Origin of the sequence: Pedobacter sp. KBW01 (assembly GCF_003852395.1) — a bacterium.
GTDB lineage: Bacteria > Bacteroidota > Bacteroidia > Sphingobacteriales > Sphingobacteriaceae > Pedobacter.
In genome coordinates this window covers 49,493-69,489 of sequence record NZ_QAJQ01000005.1, presented here as the reverse complement: position 1 = coordinate 69,489, position 19,997 = coordinate 49,493, and the positions used below count along the sequence as shown (strand labels likewise).

General features: G+C 37.8%; 11 protein-coding genes. 1 reads left to right on the top strand and 10 read right to left on the bottom strand.

Features of this window, described 5'->3' with window-relative positions; translation table 11 throughout:
* Positions 1-1,089, top strand: coding sequence for an Ldh family oxidoreductase (locus tag DBR40_RS05670; protein ID WP_124558788.1), 1,089 nt, complete (start codon positions 1-3; stop codon positions 1,087-1,089).
* A gap of 271 nt (positions 1,090-1,360) precedes the next feature.
* Here the strand turns inward: DBR40_RS05670 and DBR40_RS05665 are convergent, their stop codons facing one another.
* The 10 genes from DBR40_RS05665 to DBR40_RS05620 all read right to left on the bottom strand — a co-directional run bounded on the left by DBR40_RS05665 (position 1,361) and on the right by DBR40_RS05620 (position 19,784).
* A complete protein-coding gene (locus tag DBR40_RS05665; protein ID WP_124558787.1) occupies positions 1,361-4,036 on the bottom strand; it encodes a glycoside hydrolase family 3 N-terminal domain-containing protein in 2,676 nt (891 codons plus the stop codon).
* A 2-nt stretch (positions 4,037-4,038) separates the two neighbouring features.
* Complete coding sequence (locus tag DBR40_RS05660; RefSeq protein ID WP_124558786.1) at positions 4,039-5,463, bottom strand: alpha-L-fucosidase; 1,425 nt, start codon at positions 5,461-5,463, stop codon at positions 4,039-4,041.
* A gap of 109 nt (positions 5,464-5,572) precedes the next feature.
* The gene (locus DBR40_RS05655; RefSeq protein ID WP_124558785.1) at positions 5,573-6,667 is read right to left on the bottom strand and encodes a M57 family metalloprotease; all 1,095 of its coding nucleotides are present in this window, start codon (positions 6,665-6,667) and stop codon (positions 5,573-5,575) included.
* Positions 6,668-6,788: 121 nt separating this feature from the next.
* Positions 6,789-8,099, bottom strand: a complete 1,311-nt coding sequence (locus DBR40_RS05650) for a vanadium-dependent haloperoxidase (RefSeq protein ID WP_124558784.1) — start codon at positions 8,097-8,099, stop codon at positions 6,789-6,791.
* Positions 8,100-8,109: 10 nt separating this feature from the next.
* Positions 8,110-11,460 (bottom strand): VCBS repeat-containing protein, encoded by a 3,351-nt coding sequence (locus tag DBR40_RS05645; RefSeq protein WP_199748281.1) that lies wholly within the window; start codon positions 11,458-11,460, stop codon positions 8,110-8,112.
* A gap of 58 nt (positions 11,461-11,518) precedes the next feature.
* Positions 11,519-12,853: a cytochrome c gene (locus DBR40_RS05640; protein WP_124558783.1), complete on the bottom strand. Its 1,335-nt coding sequence runs from the start codon at positions 12,851-12,853 to the stop codon at positions 11,519-11,521.
* Entirely contained in the window at positions 12,853-13,440 is a 588-nt protein-coding gene (locus DBR40_RS05635; protein ID WP_124558782.1) for a redoxin domain-containing protein, read from the bottom strand. The genes DBR40_RS05640 and DBR40_RS05635 overlap by 1 nt, the downstream gene beginning before the upstream one ends.
* 58 nt (positions 13,441-13,498) lie before the next feature.
* Complete coding sequence (locus DBR40_RS05630; RefSeq protein WP_124558781.1) at positions 13,499-15,100, bottom strand: SusD/RagB family nutrient-binding outer membrane lipoprotein; 1,602 nt, start codon at positions 15,098-15,100, stop codon at positions 13,499-13,501.
* A 19-nt stretch (positions 15,101-15,119) separates the two neighbouring features.
* A complete protein-coding gene (locus tag DBR40_RS05625) occupies positions 15,120-18,476 on the bottom strand; it encodes a SusC/RagA family TonB-linked outer membrane protein (RefSeq protein WP_199748280.1) in 3,357 nt (1,118 codons plus the stop codon).
* 120 nt (positions 18,477-18,596) lie between these two features.
* Complete coding sequence (locus DBR40_RS05620) at positions 18,597-19,784, bottom strand: ROK family protein (RefSeq protein ID WP_124558780.1); 1,188 nt, start codon at positions 19,782-19,784, stop codon at positions 18,597-18,599.
* Positions 19,785-19,997: the final 213 nt, after the last annotated feature.

Sequence of the window (19,997 nt, the reverse complement as noted above, 5' to 3'; positions counted from 1 at the left end):
ATGAACTTCATCACCTTTTCTGAAACCAAACTAAGAGCATTTACCCACAGCGTTTTTAAAAAAATGGGTTGTTCTGATGCGCATGCCGAATTAGCTACCGATGTTTTGATCCGTTCAGATTTGCGTGGTATCGATTCGCATGGGGTTGCGCGCTTAAGCGGTTACGTTAGGCTTTGGGAAAAGAAACGGATTAATGCTACTCCCAATATTAAAATTGTACACGAAACCCCAACTACCGCAACCATAGATGGTGATGCCGGTTTAGGTTTGGTAGTAGCACCTTTTGCCATGCAGGTAGCGATAGAAAAGGCCGAAAAATATGGCAGTGGCTGGGTATCAGTTAAAAACTCGAACCACTTTGGAATAGCCGGTTACCATGCACTAATGGCGGTAGAAAAAGATATGATTGGCATTAGCATGACCAATGCCAGCCCACTGGTTGCCCCTACCTATGCCAACGAACGTTTATTAGGTACTAACCCGATGTGTTATGCATTCCCGGCAGGCAAATACCCGCCAGTTATTGTTGATATGGCCACCGCAGCAGCTGCTAATGGTAAACTTGAAATTGCACAAAGAGCTAACAAAAGTATTCCGGATGGCTGGGTACAGGACAAAGCCGGCGAAAACTCAAGCAATCCCAACGAACTAAAAAACGGTGGTTCACTCTTACCTTTGGGTAGTGATAAAGATCATGGCAGCCACAAAGGATATGGTTTAAGCGCAACAGTTGATATTTTATCGGCTGTGCTATCAGGCGCAAATTACGGCCCCTGGGTGCCTCCCTTTGTCGCCTTTTTAGAACCCTCGGCCAACCCGGTTGGTGAAGGATTGGGTCACTTTTTAGGCGCGATGCGCGTAGATGGTTTCAGGCCGGCCGAAGACTTTAAAAACCACCTGGATAACTGGGTAGAGCGCTTCAAAAGTGCAAAAACCATCGATCCTGATAAAAAAGTAATTATCCCGGGCGAACCTGAGCATGAATTTGAGCAGGAAAGGAAAATTAGCGGTATCCCGCTGATAGATGTGGTGGTTAATGATCTGAATGAACTGGCAGAGAAGCTTGGAATTCCTGGTTTAAACGCATAAAAAAAAATACGATTTGTCCGTAGATTTCCGAAAGGCGCTACGGATGCAAAAATGGAAAAGAGTCTGTGACTCGTTCTTTGTTATTGAGTTACAAACTCAACCTTATAGACCAAATCCGTAGAGACACTACGCTTAACTCTACGGACAGAAGGTGAGAAACCGACCGATAAATCTTTACAGATTAAGAAATAAAAAAGCCGCAAAACTAACCAGGTCTTGCGGCAACACGTATGATTATAACCCACCATACAAGGGCTGAGAATTATCTTTATTACTTTACCGTTAGTGTTTCCTTTAATTGAAGTTCGCGGCTCGATGATCCGATCATTATCCTAAAATCTCCCTGCTCAATAACCGTTTTCAAATTAGCATTCAGCATCTGCAGCATTTCGGGTATAATTTTAAAGCTAATGGTCTTGCTTTCTCCTGCTTTAAGCCTAACACGCTCAAAGCCTTTAAGCTCCAATACGGGTCGCACTACACTGGCCAACATATCACGCAAATACAATTGTGCGACTTCTTCTCCATCTCTATTGCCGGTATTTTTAAGGGTAAAGCTTACTGTAGTACTTTCATTTGCCTTAATTTCTTTCTTAGCCAATTCAATATTGCTGTATTCGAATGTGGTATAGCTTAAGCCATAACCAAACGGGAACAACGGTTCGCCACTTAAATTATTGTAATCGTCGCCCCTGCCTGTAGGTTTATGGTTATAAACAAGCGGCAATTGCGCTTCATGAACGGGATACGTAATCGGAAGTCTGCCAGCAGGATTGTAATCTCCGAATAAAGTTTCGGCTACAGCAGTTCCGCCTTCTTCGCCCGGGTACCATACATTTAAAATAGCGGACGCATCGTTAATCCAGTTGCCCATCGTTATAGCACTGCCACCAACCAATAAAACCACTACTGGTTTGCCTGTTTTAGCCATTTCCTGAATTAATTTTTCCTGGTTGCCCGGTAAGCCAAGCATGGCACGGTCCAAAAATTCTCCTTCTTTTATACCCGCAGCCACTACAATAGCATCGGCTTTTCTAGCCATTGTTTTGGCTTCATCCAATACTTTTGTCTCCTGATCTTCTATACCATAATTCCAGATTAGCTTAATGTAGGCGTTACCTTTTGGTTCCTTAAACTCTACTTTAATGGGATAAGATTTACCCGCTTCAAAATTAAAAGCTTCGGTAAGGGTGTGGTAAGAAGCTTTGTTCCATTGGTCTATAATCAGCTTTCCATCCAGATACAAGCGATAACCATCATTACCAGCTAAACCGATTTGGAAAGTACCTGTTTTTAATGCCTTAATTTCTCCCTGCCACCGCACCGAGTAATTGTCTGTTGCCAGTTTCTCGTTAGGCGAATAGAGTGTCCACATGAAATCGATTTGCTTATCGGTTCTGATTAACGTGGGATTGCCGGAAAGATCGGTTGTGTTAAAATATTCACCAGTTAATCCTTTTCCGTTTTTCGAACTGAGAAATGTAGAATCAATTACAGTATATTTTCTATTTTCCCTAAAGCTCCCCTGGGTGTAATTAACCTGGGTTAAATTTCCTGCCCTGGATTTTATTCCATCTAAAATGCTGATTTTGCCTTGACCGGTTCCACTGTAGCCTCCTAAACGAGCCTCTACAGCATCCTCTCCCAATACCAGGATATTTTTTGGTTGCTTTAGGGGCAATATATTTTGATTATTCTTTAGCAGTACAAATGATTCTAAAGCTGATTTTTTAGCCAAATCTTTAGCTGAGAGATCAGTGAGCGACGCTTCTGCCGCTTTTTCTGAAACATAGGGATCCTCGAACAAGCCCAGTTCGAACTTAGCCCTTAAAACCCTCGAAACGGCATCATCAATACGTGCCTGTGGAATACTTCCATCTAAAAAAGGTGGTTTAAAAAGTTTATAATGCTCGTACTCTACCTGAAAAATAACATCCAGTCCTCCGTTTAAAGCCTGCACAGTAGATTGCGCATAGTTTTTTGAAGTGTTATGCAATACATTGGCACCACCTACTGCGCCCGCATCGGAGATAACAAAGCCTTTAAAACCCCAATCGTGCTTTAAAGTTTTGGTTAAAAGCCAGTAATTCGAAGTTGCAGGTGTTCCGTCAACACTGTTGTAAGAAGTCATTACCGAACGGATACCTGCCTTCTTTACCCCTTCTTCAAAGGCCGGAAAATGTATTTCTCTCAGAAACCTTTCTGTTTTTTGAATCGGGTAACTGTCTCTGCCACCATCACCAACATTGGCAATAAGGTGTTTTGGTGTAACCACAACGTTTTCCTTTTCGATGGCATTCATAAAAGCAAGGCCCATCACTTTGGTTAGATAGGGATCTTCACCGTAAGTTTCTTCCACACGCCCCCAACGCACATCATCGGCCATGTTTATTACTGGCGCCAATACATCTCTTATGCCCCTAACCTTGGCCTCGTGTGCTATTCTTTTACCAATACTGGCCATGGTTAATGTATCAAAAGTAGCGGCTAAGCCGATCGACTGTGGAAAAGCTGTTGCATTTTTTCGCACCAAACCATGCAAAGCTTCATCAAACACCAACATCGGAATACCAAGCCGGGTATGGTTAACTAGATAGCGTTGTAACTGGTTAACCTTTTTAGCGAGTGTAAAAGCGTTCTCGGTGGTATTGTAACTTAGCAATTGCTGGGCTTCGCCTGCCCCGCCCGATTGTGCACTAATTTGGAGACCAAAAATTCCGTTTTTATAATGGCCTTTTGTTATTCCATCAACATCACCCGGCACCATAAATAACTGCCAGAATTTTTCTTCCGGCGTCATTCTCGATACCAGGTCTTTCACCCTTAAATCGATGCTGAGTTTTGGATTTTTATAGGGCGGTGTTTGTACGGTTTTCTTTTGCCCATAAACACCAGCCGAGAGTAATAATGCCGAAAGTAAAAAGGTATTTCTTTTAAGGTTAAACATCACTATTCAGTTTCGGGTGTAAATGAAAATGCCAAGGCAATTTTTTCGTCGGTTTTCGGAAAGTCGAAATGTACTTTACCATCAACCAGTTTCCATTTTATTTTTTGGTTATTGTTTACAAGTGTAATGGCTGTTCCTTTTTTAGGAATACTGCCCTTCCATGAAATTTCTTTAACAGGATTATTATCCAATAAACTGATGCCATAAACAGTTTTACCATCTTTACTTTGCGTAAACCAGTTTTGTCCGTCATGATAGTTTTTGGTTATCCTTGTGCCATATATTGCAGCACCATTTTTGGCAGTCCATTGTCCTACTTCGTCTAATCGGGCAATAACATTATCGGGCAAGGTACCATCGGCTTTAGGACCAATACCCAAAAGCAAACTACCACCTTTGGCAACGATTTCTACCAGTTTATGCACTACTTCGCGCGCAGGCTTATACCTGTCGTTCGCAACAAAACCCCATGCCCCGCCTAACGTCATGCAGCTCTCCCAGGGATAATCTAACTGTGTTTCAGGAATTTTCTGTTCTGGTGTCTGGTAATTTTCGAACTGACCATGTACAGTACGATCTACTATGATTAATCCGGGCTGTGCTTTTCTGGCATCGGCAGCAATTTTAGGCATATCAATATCCTGACTCCAATCGGGAATAGGTGCTCCCCACGAAAGTACTTCTTTGTTCACACTTGCGCGTGGACGTACCCAACCACCATCTAGCCACAAAATATCGATGCTTCCGTAGTTGTTCATCAACTCCCCAATTTGGTTTTGGGTAAAGCTTTTAAACTTATTCCAGCGCCATGGGTTCTTTCTAATGTCGTAATTGTTGTTTCTATTGGCTGTGGCATATTTATCCCACCAATAATATTGCGAGTGCCAGTCGGGCTTAGAAAAATAAGCGCCAATCATGAAATTTTCTTTGCGGAACGCATCGAATACATATTTGGCTACATCCTTTTTAGGATTATTGGCAAAAGGACCTTTGGCAATGCTAAAATCAGATTCTTTAGTATCGAACATGGCAAAACCATCGTGGTGCTTGGTGGTAAATACCAGATATTTCATGCCCGCACTTTTACCAGCTTTGGCCCATTGTTCGGGATTAAATTTTGTTGGGTTAAACTTTTCGCTAAAACCCCAATACCATTTTTTATAGTCTTCGTATTTAATCGTACTATCTCTATCTATCCAATCCTCAGAGCAGATCGACCATGATTCGATAATGCCGGGTACTGCATAAAGTCCCCAGTGAATGATCATGCCGAATTTTTTATCCTGCCAAGATTCGAGCTTTTGTTTAACGGCAGCATCTTTAGGCCACTCGTAAATTTCCGATTGTGGCATAATATCGTTCTGCTGGGCAGAAGCGTTAAGTACAATAAGAACAAAACAGAAGAGGAAGTAAATTTTTATTTTCATTTGTGTATTATTTGTTTTGCAATGATGATAAAACCATCATTAAGTATAAAATGTCCTGGCCAATAATTGGCCAGGATTAATCAATTTTTGTTACTCTTTTTATTTATTATTATCTATATCCATTCACATAAAACCCAGTAGAAACATAATATGATCCAAGATTCGTACCTCCATAATTACTGACTAAAACTGGTGATGAGCCTCCTACTGAAACATAAATTGGGGCTTCTCCAGGAGCAAGGTTAGCCGTTAGACTATAATAGCCTGGAGAAATCATTACTTGATTATTACTTTGTGCTAAACCGAGGTTGCCTGAGGCAACGTAGCCATATGTGTTATTAAAATTTATTCCACCCCTTATCAAGCCAGATGTAGATGTGTTATTCACCATTATTGATACTTTAGGAAGTGCGTACAAATAACTAATTGCATAAATATCCCAAAAACTAAATCCATTCCAACTATTTAAGGCTGTACCACCATTCATTACCGAAGAGGCGTCTGGATTGACACCGCTGTTGGGAGACGACCCAACCCCTAGGGTATTTGACTCTCCCATTCCATACCAGTTCGTGTGCCTAAAACCAAGGCAATGCCCTATTTCATGCACGAGGTTATATTTTTTTTGACCAGACAAAACCGTTGAAGGTTGCACATAAGCAGAATTAACTACAACATTGGGAAAAGGGTTACCATTTAAAGGAAGGCCAGCAGCCGCAATAACATCTGACGGTAAATTCAAACCGCTAGTTGGAGAAATATTGCTTAGGCGAACCGTTATATCTGCTGAAGAACCTGTCACCAGTGACAATCGTATATTACTGTTTTGCAGATCATTATACTCTCCAATTGCCTGTGATACTTCTGTTATCCAATCCAGGTCACCTCCATTATTTGGCATTGAGGCATCAATTCTAATCGTGATGTTTTGTTGTTTGGCTATATCTATCAAATTGCTCTGGCTTTGAATTACCTGTCTGGATGTTACAGATAAAGAATGTTTTGGAATTAAAATATCTCCTTCTATTAAATAATAAGTAGCTAACTCAATAGTTCCAGTTGTATCGTAACCCAATTTTTTTAAATAAGTCAGATCACTTAAACGATTATCTTCAGATTTTAGGGGCGGCACATTACTCTTTTTACACCCATTAATAGTTACAAAGAATAAAACAACGCAAATTACTTTTAAGAGAGTTTTCATAATTTTGATTTAATTAAACGTTAAAAATTATTAGATATTTGATTTTTTTAGCTCATCAGATTTTGTTTAGCCATGGCAATTAAATTAATAAGTAGGATATCTTTTTCATGAGTATGCTATCTTAATCTTTTTTCATTTTAATTTTTTCGATTTGATAAGCGCCAATATTTCTGCCTTGAGTCTGGCCATTCTCAATAGCTGGCCGATAATGAATACCTCCATAAAGCCTGCTAATAGCGGCCTCGTTAGCCGCCTGGTTAAAAGAAGTGAAGCTCCGCACGGGTAATCCAAAATCGGTCTCAGTATTATCCTGAAACTTAAACTTATCACCAAATATTTTAGTAAGCACACATGCTGCAGCAGTTGAAGCTACACTATGCCCGCTTGGATACTCAGGAAAGGGTGGTGTTTGCAAAATTGGCCTCCAGTTTTCGTCTATATTGGCATTTATGAATGTTTCTGGCCTGATGTAATTACTACGGTATTTTTCGTCCCAGCAACTTATAAAGGCATCAAACAGGGCTATACAGGTAGAAGTATAGGCCGAACTACTTTGCATATAATTAAAGTTTTTCAATCGGCTGGCAATACCAGCTATTGAAATCCAATGTGCTCCTGGCGATATCTTTTTCGTTGCGTAGTTCATATGCCCATTCAGATTTAAAAAGAATGGATTACAATCCCAGAATTTGGCAATGTCAAGCTGTTTTTCATCCAGGTTTTTACCGACCGTGTAAACTTCATTTGCATTGATATAAAAAGCACTGTTTTTATCTTTACTGTAAAGAGGAGGGGCAGTAGGTTTAAACTGATCGGCAGTTTTCATAGCAAGAGGCCTTATTCTATTCCAATAAGGTTCTACAGCTGCCATATAACCAGGAGGTGTGGGAGCCCAATTACCTTCTTGTTTTACTAAACTATATCGCCTTAATTTCCGTGTTTCTTTATATTGATCCTGATCCACCCACTTTAGAACCGTATCAGAAACCATTTTACCATACAAAATTGAATTTTGCAATATAGTATCAGGATAGCCTTTAACCTTGTACCATGAAAGTATGCTGTTTAAACTATCTAAGGCAACCTGCTCTGAAAAAACAAGCCTTTTTCCGATCTGCCAGTAAGCATATGTTGCAGCAACTGAATAGCTGATCTTCTTTTTATCTGGATTTGGAATTCCATTAAAGTTATTCAACTGCCCTTTTAAAGACAAAAACTGACGATTATTTTTAACCTGAATTTCATAGGCAGCAATATTTGCATAAACAAATATCCTACTGGCAACCGGAGGAGAAAATATATCACTAACAATAATATCAGAAAGTGCCTTTTGTGATCTGTGTAAGGGCAAAGGATCATTTTCACTTTTATGCCATTGTGCATTGGCACTCAATGTAGTACTGAAAATAAACAAAAACAAATATCTCTTCATGATGTTGGTTTTAATTATTAACTTTTAGAAGTTCAACCTGATCATTATTTTTAACTACAATGATTTTTTTTGTACCTTCTTTAATTTCAATCATATTTCTAACGTCGCCATCGATATATAATCCTGAATCATAAGGAGCTAATGGTTTAAAATCACCTTTCCCATTTCCAATTAAAAGTAATCCTAAACTGGCATCTGCCTGACCAAGCTGTACCCTGTAAGGATAAAAATTGCCTGCCAAAAGAATATCATCTTTTCCGTCCTTATTAAAATCATCTACAACAATGCCCCATGTTCGCGAAAACTGTGCTTCAATCGGGAGTGATTTGATCGTAAATTTTCCAGTTCCATCATTTAATAAAATAGATGTTTCGAGTTTCTTACAGAAAAATTTTTGACTTTTGTCCAACTGCTCAGGTTTAAATAGCTGATCTATTGTTATATCTGAATAAGCACTATAATTTAAAAATCGCTTTTTTAACTGCACCATCTGATCGAGCAGCTCATCTCTGGATGCCATTGGATAATTTTTACCCTGAATATAGTAGCACATAATCGGATCTATTACCCCATCGCCATTAAAATCTGAGGCATAAATGGTTAATGGTTGCTGATCATTGGCTTTAAACTGATTATTGAGACCACAATTTCCCACGATAAAATCAATGGCACCATCATTATTTACATCAATAGGTACAATTTTACTCCACATGCCATCTGTATTTTCCAAACCAGACGCTTTGTCGTATTGTAAAATTCCATGATTATTTTTAAATTTCTTTAATGGCATCCAATCTCCTCCAATTAACAACTCAGGATATCCATCAGCATTCAAATCCTGCCATACAGCCGTTACAGTCATCCCAACATACTCTAATTCAGGAGAAACTTCTTTTGTTACATCAGTAAATTTTACAACCCCACCTTTTGAATCATTGCGTAATAAATAACTTTTACCACATAAAGGGAATGATCCAGGTTTACTCATACCTCCAACAAAAACATCTAAATCTCCATCTTTATCGTAGTCGGCAATACCGATTGCCTGTTTACTACTCCACATTTTGGGTAACGCATCATTTACCTTAGTAAATATTCCCTTTCCATTATTTAAATATAACCGATCCTGATATTCAGGAGCATTTTCATCATATTCATTTCCACCACTAACTACCCACAAATCCTGACTCCCATCACCATTTGCATCAAAGAAAATAGCATTAACATCTTCACTGGCTTTATCTTCATCCCAAGGTTGGCTTGAGCTCTGGCTATAATTTCCTTGCTTATTTCCTAAAAACAACCGACCAGACTGTCCAATTGCACCACCAATAAAAACATCCATTACACCATCCTGATTAACATCAGCTTTGCACAAAGCAGGCCCATATTTGGATAACTGATAAGGTAACAGGGTTTCACCTTTGAAATCAACAAAGTCGTTTTCGGTATGTTTAAATTTTAATCCCGATTCTGTTGTACCATCAACAAATAGTGGTTTTACCTTAACAATATTTGTTTTTTTATCAATAGCCTCTTCCTGACTAATGGTTAATGTTTGATTTGCTTTTACATGCTCCATCAAACTTTCCCTGCCATCTGGCCAGATAATTTTCACATAACTGAGGTTGGTATTTTTGCCTAAACCAAAACAGATGCTTTGATCTACACTGGATTGATAACCCCTAACTACATATTTTTCCTGATACTGCAGATTATCGGTTGTTTTAACATAAATTTTAGCACCTATTGCTGCTGTATTTAGTCCTGCTCCTTTAAGGTTAATCTTTAAATAATTTGGTTTTTGTAGCTCTAAATTATTCTTATACACCATTACCGGCGAGTTGATGTTGCAAACGATCAAATCCAGATCTCCATCATTATCTAAATCAGCATAAGCAGCACCATTTGAAACTGAAGGTGCAGATATGCCCCACTCGACTGTTTTATTGGTAAAGGTCAGATCGTGATTATTAGAAAAAATATAGTTTGATATTTTATTAGAAGGCATTTTTTTCACCAAATCGAAAGTCTGGAATTTTAAACTACCTTGTTTTAGAGATTCTTTTTGTGCGTTGGCAACTGTGTATTTAAGAAAATCCATATCTGTAAAATCTCTTAAATAACCATTGGAAACAAATAAATCTTTCCAGCCATCATTATCGAAATCGGCAAATAAAGGTGCCCAGCTCCAATCGGTATTAGAAACACCAGCCAGCTGACCGATTTCACTAAAACGTAAACTACCATCTTCTGCAAGCCCTTCATTTAAATGAAGCATATTCCTCATTTGCTGTTGATAATAACCGCTGTCGATTAGCAAATGATACTGGTCATATTCATCTGGTCCCTTAAGTAACTTTTGTCGATGATTATCTTCGGGTAGCATATCAAGCGTGATAATATCCGGGCGGCCATCGTTGTTATAATCGGCAATATCCGATCCCATTGAATATTTGGAGATATGCTTAATAGATTTCCGGATACTTTCTGAAAAAGTGCCATTCTTATTGTTCATATAAAGGCAATCCTGCTCGGTATAATCACTCGAGGTATAAATGTCAGGCCATCCATCGTTATTTAAATCGCTTACAGCAACACTTAATCCAAAATTCAAGGCATTATTAATTATCCCGGAGGTTAATGTAACATCTGTAAAATGAAATTGATTGCCTTTAGAATCATTTCTAAATAAACGATTCCCGAATTTCATATTGGGTGTAGAACGAACTTTTTTGGTATTTAAAAAGGGTTTATAGGTTTGGTTAGAATGATTTAGTAAAAACATATCTAAGTCACCGTCATTATCATAATCAAAAAATGCAGCCTGGGTAGACTGAGTTCCAGGCGCATCCAAACCATAGGCCTCAGCCATTTCTTTAAAAACTGGCACGCCACTTTTTACTCCCTGATTAATAAATAGTTCATTTTTAAGCTTGTTATCTGGAAATTTACCAGAATGACAAACGTATATATCAGGCAGCCCATCTGCATTTACATCAGCAATACATACTCCCGTTGCCCAGGTACCGTTTCCACTTACATGAGCCTTATTGGTAATGTCTTCAAACTTTAAATTGCCCTTATTAAGGTATAATTTATTATCTACCTCATTGGCTGAAAAAAAAATGTCGGGTAAGCCATCGCCATTAAAATCTGCCACACCAACCCCCGATCCATTATACAAATATTCATAATTCATAATATGTAACGAATCGGTTTCGACTACTTTATTTACAAAATCAATATTGGTTTCCTTTGCAGATAATAAAGTAAATAAAGGCGTTTGGCCATTGGCATTTTTAACAACAAACGCCAGCACTGAGAATAGAAGTGCAGATAACCACATTGTTATTTTCATGATAATTTTTATTAGATCAGGCCAAAAAATTAAACTACACTATTCTTTGTAAGTCTACTTACTTTAAGACAATTTGTTCATCATTCTCTTTATAAGGCAAAAACACAAGTAACATAGTCAGCATCTCGTCGGTAGATTTCATATCATTTGCTGAGTAAACGTTTCGTGGTGGACTACTGGGATTATGAGGATTTTCCTTAGTATTGTCATATGTACCCTCTATTGTTAATATGGAGCCTTTCGGAATTTTCACCAATTTTTTAAACTGGTATATTTCCTGCCATCTAAAATCCCAAGAAGGGATGGAAACAAGCTGTATGGTATCTTTTTTAGGTGTAACGGCGTATGATTTAAACACTTTACCCAAATAATGCATATGAGGCCAAATATATAACAGAGATTGGTCTTGTGGAGTGGTAATTTTTAGTTCAAACTTCCTTACCGAATCAGCTGGAATAAAAAAATAAGGCTCAATAGACTTTTCGCCTACACCCGCCGATCCTAAACTAATTACCTCAACCTTTCTTTCAATTGGTGCTTTCTTAAAAAAGAAATTTACACCCGAAATATTCTCTTCTTCTTTTGAAACCGGAGCATAATGTATGGTTAACAATATGACACCGCGCTTTGGCATAACCCAGCCAAAGTTATTGGGATAAGATTCGTAAGAGGTGCCTGGAATCCAGCCCCCATAATAGGTCATCGTTTTTTTAAAGGGGAAATATTGAGAATACTTGGTTCTATCGTCTTCTGTTAAATTCAAAAATTCAGCTCCCTGGTTAATGTCTACATCACTAGCCACAGGGTGAATAGCAAAGTTGGCATGGTGCACAACCTTCTTATTGGACGAAAAAAACTCTATTGCTTCTACATTTTTTTCTGTACCAATATCAAAAGGGATTTTAAAAACGATAAACCGTTCTTTGTTATCGCCTAATACTTTAAATGCTGAGGTTGTTTTTAAAACAAGGTCAGGTTTTCTTGAATACTGAGTGCCTTCTATATATGTTTTAACAGCAATTTTTGGTATTTCACCTGCGTCGCCCATCGGCATTTTAGCATCAACCCATTTAACTATGATTTGCTTTTCTTCATTGGTTAAAGATCTATCGTTCTTAAATAACCGATAGTGATTATCTGGTTTCCACGGTGGCATGTAACCAGACTGCGTTACTTTTTTTATAAAAGAAGCTCTTTTTGCAACATCTTCATAGGTTAATAATGAAAATGGAGCCGCTTCACCAGGCCTATGACAGGACTGACACTTATTCTGAATAATGGGTGCAACATCTTTATAGTAAGTTATTTTTTGGGCTTTTGCACTATTCAAAATAGATAATACACCCATTACAACAGCAATACTTTTTAATAATAGTAAAGATTTCAGACTCATTATATATCGTTAATTAAGCATCCAACAGGGATCGTTTTTTTAAATGTTTGTTTGCCGTTTATTTGGTCTTTTATAGCTTGTTCAAGGTATTTTTCTGTAATTACCAGCCGTTTTTGACCGAGTGAGGATGCCCAGTTGTCAATTAATCCACTGTACATTATAACTCCCATTTTATTTATTAAAAAAACTTCGGGTGTGGTGGTAGCACCTAAATATTTTGACAATTTCTTATTCCGGTCTGTTAATAAATCGAAGTTGATACCATATTCGTTTTTGAGCTCAGTTATATCTTTTAATGAATAGCTGTTACCTGGGATCACGCCATAAAAATTAATCTGTTTATTGGCGTTTTGAAGTTTTACCAAGCCAGGCAAATAATTTTTGCATAAAGGACACTCAGGGCTTAAAAATACAATAACTATTGTTTTATCTAGATTAATACGGCTTTCTTTTCCGCTTAAATTTACCAATTTGATTGTCTCTATTTTGGTAGCAGATACTAGATTTCCCTGGGCTTGAATCCATAAAGGAACAAGAGCTATCGTTAAGAAAAAAATCAGTCGAGAAAAAACATTAAATAATTTCATTGCTTTTAATTAAAAAGAACCCTTAATAAAGCTACTAAGGGTTCTTTTAATTTAGTGATTATTTTTTATCCCACCAAACGCGACCAAAGGCATCGTTTGGTCCGCTTCCAAAATCAGGATTTTTAGCCATTTCGGCAATAGCTGCCTGCTGATTTGCATAGTTTAAATTGGTAGTGCTTAACAAATCAATACCTGCTCTACGTGCTAAAACAAGTGGTGTACCGTTTGCTTTCAAGTCAGACCAAGCTAACACTGATGTAGTATTAGGAAAACCTGTTCTTTTCCACCATGCCCATGCTTCTAAAGGTTGTCTGAAAAAATCAAGATAAGCCTGACATGCAATTTGATCAGTTGCTTTAGTTGCATCGAATTTAACGCCCACTTTGTTGTAGTAGGTATCAATGGCAGGAGTGGTTACTGCGTTAAAGTTTGCTACCTTGGCGTCAACAGCTCTATCGCTATAGAATTGAACTGAAGCATAAACTCCATTTTTATACCAGGTTTCAGCCACATCTGTGGTAACACCACGAGCTGCAAGGTCTGCACGCAAAAAGCAATACTCAGCATAAGTTAAAACAGGATAAAATCCTTTGCCTGTACCAGCACCTAAGCCATCACTTTCATTAAAGTTAGGTGTAAATAATCTGTGCTGCAATTGCGATAAATTGTTAATAGATGCATACAATGGTGCATTTGCAGGTAATTTAGCTTCATCAGGGCTGGTAAAACTACCCACATAATTTCCTGCTGCATTTGGACGATAGAAGGCCGATAACCTCGGGTCGCCTTTTGCTACCATAAAATCCAATACAGGTTTACCTGCTGCAAAATTTGCAGGGCTAAAGTTACCGCCACCATCTGCATAAGATGGGCCAACTTTAAGCATCCATGAATCATTAACACCCGACATTTGCACCGGATCAGCTAATACTTCTGTAGCAATTGCTTTCATTTTGGTAGGATCTACCTTAATTAAGCGTATGGCTATTTTTAAACGTAATGCATTTGCTGCTTTAGCCCAAAGTGTAGCATCTCCATTAAAATAAGGATCATTTCCTCCAAGGCTGATCTGCCCGGCTGCATTGCTTTTTAAAGTAGTTACTGCTGCTTTTAATTCGGCATCAACCTTTGCAAATATCGCCTGTTGGGTATCGTAAGCTGGCGTTGTAGTACCGCCATATCTCGCCTGAAAAGCCTGAGCGTAGGGAATACTTCCGTTAATATCGCTCACGTAGAATGCGTAATACGATAAAAGTATTTGTGAAATTGCTTTCATGTTTACCCTGGCATTTTTATCAGCATCAGGCATCGCTTCAATATTTTTTATTGCATCGACTAAAGCCGGACCTAATCTGCCATAAAATATTTTACCGTAACGGGTGTTGAATTGTGAGCCAACATTATTAAAGTTTAACCCATTTCCTGTACTCAACGTAGCATATTGCATCCATAAATTGGACGCACGGTAAACATCCGCAAAATACTCGAAATCGTCTTGCGAACCCACTGCCGCACGAAGAAACTGATCTTCGGGTTTAACTTCGTATAACGTAGTAGGGTTCAAATTTGCCTCTACAAAGCTCTCCTTTTTACAGCCGCCCGCTACAAGCAAGCCTGAAACCATCAGGAAATATATTTTTGTTTTATTTATAGTCTTCATATCTGTATTTCTTTAATAATTAAAACGACGCCCTGATATTAAAACCTAAACTTCTAACCAAAGGCCAGCCACCATATTCAGCAAAAGCACCTGCTCTATTGCTAAAAATACTTTCAGGATTAATACCATCCTTCGCTGTTTTATACAAATAGGCGATATTTCTACCTGTTAAATTTAAGCTTAAAGTATTGATCTTTAATTTACTTAAATATTTGCTAGGCACGTTGTATCCTACAGTTATCTCGCGAAGTGCTACCCATGAATTTTCAAATACTGAATACTCTCTGATACCACTTGACCATTGACTTAAGTTTTCATAATAAGCATAAGCCGGAATTGGCTTTAACAAACCTTGTTTAACCGCATCGGCATAAGTCATTCCACCTAAATCTACTCCATTAGCTTTTAATCCATCGTTTAATACACCATCCGGAATAATACCATCATGCTGTACCATGCCGTTCGCATCCGTATAAGTTACACCACCTGATGCTTCATCTCTACCAAAAAGTGAATTCGCAAACGAACCATTAGCAGATCCATATTGATGGGTTCCTGAAGCCATTAAACCTCCAATTTTTGCATCGATCTGAAAACCTAACGTAAAGTTTTTATAAGATAACTCTTGTCTGGTACTTGCAAGATAATTCTCCATCATAGTACCTAAATTTTTCTTAGTACCGTCATAATCCTGAGATCTTACAAAAGTGTAATAACCACCAGTGGTTCCATAACCTGTATTACCCAATACTTTTTTGCCGTTGCTTGGGCTGGCAATTGGATTGCCGCTTGCATCTTTCTTTTGATAATATGAAAAAGCAGAACCCGTAATCAATGAGCCATATATTTCGCCTACTCTGGCAACCGAAGTGATATCGTTACCAAAAGCTAAATCCAGGTCGTAGTTTTCAACTCCAGGTGCCAATTCTATGATTTTGTTGCGGTTACGTGTAAAAGTAACTGAGGCATTCCAGTTAAAATCTTTTGATACGATTGGCTTTCCAGTTACTAAAACTTCAATACCTTGATTTTGGATGTTACCTGCATTTAAAGCTTGTGAATTAACACCAGATTCTTGTGGCAAAGAAAAACTCAAAATTTGGTTATAAGAATTTTTCTTATAATAAGCAAAATCAATGTTGATACGGTTCTTTAAGAATCCTAAATTGGTTCCAATTTCCAGTTCCTTGGTTAACTCATTCTTTAAATTGTTGTTTTTAAGAATATTGTCGCTAAACCCATAAACCGATTGGTTACCGCCATTCGCATTATTAAAAGTACCATCCTGTAATTTATAATACCCATCAGTATTAGTCTGCTGCGGTTTTGCTGATAATCCAGTAGCTGAGTATGTTGCCCTTAACTTACCAAAAGAGAGTATCGAACTATTTTTGAATGCAGGTAATTCGGTAAAGATCCACGACAAACCTACACTTGGATAATAGTATGAATAATTACCGTGACCATCTCTATAAGTGAGTGCCGATGACCAGTCATTTCTACCGCTAAAGTTTAAGGTTAACATGTTTTTCCAAGTAATATCACCATACAAATAAACCGCATCAGTACGCTCACCTAAGTTTGGATAGGCACTTGTTGATGCTGGATTAATTGAGTTTGCAATAGAATATACATCGGCAATTTTAAGCCCGCCATTGGTGTACGATCTGTTGTAAAAAGCAGAGTTACCAAGGTTTTTTTGATAAGTTTCCGCTCCTATTGAGGCATTCAATTCAAAATCATTTGATAACTGCTTACTTGCATTTAACAAGCCCTGAATACGATAAGATTTATTGGTATTTTGTGATATTTCATAATCGCCCCCCGAGAATGCAACACCACTACCTCTATTTTTTCTTTCGTAGGCAATATTATAAAAGTTTGTATTGGTTCTTACCAAAGCAGAAAGCCATGGAAGGATTTTGATATTTACATCAATATTGGCTAACAAATTATTTTCCTTTTGAGTTCTGTTATCATTTTCAAGTCCAAATGCAAATGATCCGATACCATAAGGATCGTAAAGATTACGATTGCTTGAGCCTAAAGCACCGCCCGTTACCGGATTGATATTGTTATTAATATAGGTACTTAAATCTACGTTTCTGGGTTTATAATAAGTAAATGCAAATAAAGGGTTATTCGCACTTCCTTGTCTTGCCGGATTTAATGAATTCGACATAGTATAATTTATACTCGCATCAACCGAAATTGCTTTTGAAATTACCCGGGTTACCCTAAGTGCAAACGCATCTCTTTTTAAATTATTACCAGGTAAAACACTTGAATTATATAAATTGGTATAAGCTAAACGATAGGTTGTGTTTTCATTTGCACCTTCAACCGATACGTTAGTATTGATAAACTTTCCTGTATTAAAATAATCTAATGGATTATTGGCTACCCATGGTCTAACTACCCCATCTAAATCCTTAACCATTCTTCCATCCAATTTAGGTCCAAAAGAATATCCACCTACATAATAACCAGCCTGCTGATCAACAACATCCATCCCATTTGCATCTTTTGCAAATACAGGTGAAATTCCACCTCCATACTCATTTTGAAGATCTACAAATTTATAAGCATCATCGAAAGAACTGGTTTGCGATACGGTTACGCCTAAACCCTTGGTAGCTTTACCCTTCTTAGAAGTAATAAGGAGTACACCACCCGCAGCTCTAGAACCGTATAGCGACGACGCAGCAGCTCCTTTTAATACACTAATGCTTTCGATATCATCAGAGTTAATGTTTTTCATGATGTTACCAAAATCTGCTGCATCACCCCATGAATCTGCTCCGGAAGTACCTTGATCAAGTAATATACCGTCGTAAACCACTAAAGGTTGGGTATTTGAACTTAAAGATGAGTTACCCCTGATTCTGATTCTCGAAGAAGATTGAGGTCCACTGGCACCCTGGTTAATCATAACCCCTGCTACCTTGCCTTGTAAAGCATTTACCACATTGGAGTTATTAGCCTGCGCTAACTCTGCACCACCTACAGCTGTTGCAGAATAACTTAACCTTTTTACTTCTTTTTTAACACCAAAGCCAGTAACAATAACTTCGTTCAGTGACTTGGAATCATCGTTCATAACAATAATTAGGTTAGCAGAAGCCGAAACCTCTTGAGTTACCAGACCTAAAGATTTAACAATTAATTTTGCTCCATCTTTAACGGTAAGGCTAAATTTACCATCCGCGTTGGTAGACGTTCCGTTTTGAGTTCCCTTTTCGAGGATACTTACTCCGGGGATAGGGCTACCAGCAGCGTCCTTTACCGTGCCGGTAACATTCTTTTGTGCAAAAGCTGTTATTGTTAAAAAACACAATAACAATATGCTTAAACACCTTAAGTACATTTTTTTCATAATTTATTTTGTTTAGTTAAGATTAGTTAAAATAATTTTCGAATTTAATTTCTCAGCCTTTTTGTTCTCTCATTTATTCTGGGGTTAGTTAAAAAAAATATTTATTTAGTTTAGTTTTAGTTAATCAAATAAGCTATTTTCTACCATTAAACTGGCCGCTGCCAATAATTCGGCCTCATTTGTTAATGTAGAAAACTTAATATCTGTTTGTTCGGCGATACGGGGAATACAAAACTCGTTTAGTGCCTGTTGTATTGGCGGGAGCAGCATTTTTCCGGCCTTAGCACCCTGCCCGCTTAAAACAATCCGTTCAGGATTTAAAATATGTATTAAAGTAGCCAACCCCTTGCCGATCTGAAATGCTGCATCAGCCAAAATAGAAATGGCTACAGGGTCTTGTTTTATAACCGCATGTAAAAAATGATCAACATGGCTTTTAGTTTCATCCTTAAATAAGGTTCTTAAACTAGTTTCTTCACCATTCATTACCGCAGCTTCTGCTTTTTGAACCATGACCAAAAGAGAAGTTTCTACTTCTAAACAGCCTCGTTTACCACACGAACATAAGGTATTTGACTCAGACAATGGAATATGACTAAATTCGCCAGCATAACCACTACTGCCCCTATATAATTTGCCGTTAATAATCAAACCTAAGCCCGTACCCAAGCCAATATTAACTACGAGCACATCTTTTAAGTTCCTTGCTTCACCAAAATTTAATTCTGCCAGCGCGATCAAACTCGAATCGTTATCGATATAAACAGGTAAGTTTAATTGTTTAGATAAATAATCCTGCAAGCTAATATCGCCTTCAACCTGCATAAAAGAATAGTTTACGCCACGCTCTGCATTAACAAAGCCCGGCATCCCTATCCCTATACCTAACAAATACTCCTTGCTAATGGTCGATTTTGTTATACAATCATCAATAAAAGCTATTAACCCATCCACACTTTTACCCTCAGCCATATCTAAATCAATGGTCTGAGTAGGCAAAACCTGATGGTTTGACAAATCATATATGGTTAACTGGGTGGTTAACTGATCCATGGCTACAGCTATTATGTACCTTTTATAATTAGGGTTCAATAAAAAATTCAATGCGCGACGTCCCCCTGTTGAAGGGGCTAATCCTTGCTCGATAATTAAACCATCCTCCATTAAAGCATTAACAGTGGAGGTAATCAGCGGCAAGCTTTTCTTTGTGCGTTTACTTAAATCAGTTAGGGACGATTTTTTTTTATAGTAAAGCAGCTTAATGATGTCGGCTCGTAATCTTTGTGCTTTCTTAATAGTTGCTGACATTTTACATTTGGTTTACATAAAATTATAAAAAAAAATAAAAGAAACGAAATCTTTTTAAAAAAATTAAAAAGAAATCCAATTATTAGCATTTTATCATTTCAACTAATCGTTAATTAATTTGAAACAATAAAACAATCACATAGGTAAATACCCACTCAGATTAGCTTCCAAGCACTATTTTAGCTAACAAGGGAAGCAGCGATCAAAAGATAC